Origin of the sequence: Rhodococcus sp. A14 (genome assembly GCF_011603105.1) — a bacterium.
Classification (GTDB): Bacteria; Actinomycetota; Actinomycetes; order Mycobacteriales; family Mycobacteriaceae; genus Rhodococcus_F; species Rhodococcus_F opacus.
In genome coordinates this window covers 1-780 of the sequence record NZ_JAAOQS010000294.1, presented here as the reverse complement: position 1 = coordinate 780, position 780 = coordinate 1, and the positions used below count along the sequence as shown (strand labels likewise).

1 pseudogene is annotated in these 780 nt (G+C 68.1%); it reads left to right on the top strand.

What is annotated here, in order from left to right:
* Positions 1–446 precede the first annotated feature (446 nt).
* A pseudogene (locus G9373_RS45465) lies at positions 447–780 on the top strand (transposase); the annotation flags it as partial.

The following is a 780-nucleotide window of genomic DNA, read 5'->3' as shown; positions in this document are numbered from 1 at the left end:
CCGGCCGGGAGGCACTCGAATACTCGGCCACCCGTCACTGCGCGTGGGTGACCGGGGAGTTCGATCACCTCACCTGACCGCTGATCATGACGTCCGAGGTAATGATCACGACGATCCGCCCGACCTAGACTGCCCGCTGTGGGCGAGCGGCGCGACCGGATGCTCGATGACGCAGCCGAGGGCCGAGGCACGGTGGTGCGGGTGCAGTGGCGAGACCGGTTGGCCGGGTTCGTCGGCGGCATGGATCAAGCGTTCTTTGTCAGAGGTGGGGGTTACTGTCCGGGTTGGGCACGATCGGGGCGATGAGTTGCCGGTAGAGGAGGTGGTGGATGACTTCACGGGTGTTGGCAATTTCGCCTCCCGGCCGGTGCTGCCGGCTGCGGTCGAAGCGGAATCAGCGCAGGCTCCGAGGCGATGCCGCAGCACGGTTGGGGTCGGGGTAACCGATGAGTGCCAGCGGGGATCGTCGTTCTGCGGTTGCTGCGCGGCAGTTTTTAGTGACCACCCGCGCCCACATGGCGATCGACGACGCAACCGGCGAGCCGATCGGACTCGACGACGTCGACACCCGGGTGGGATGGCTGCTCGACCTGGTCACCGCGGCCGGCGCCGAGTTGATGTCGCGGCTGTGGCATCCGGCGACCTTCGATGTCCTCGCCGCCGGCCGTGACCGCCACGACCACAGACTGCCCACACAAGGTCACGTCGCCGCGGCCCGCCTCGGCTGGAACCCGCGATACCCGGACGGGGCTTATGTGCCGTCGCGGGTGAGCCGGGTGG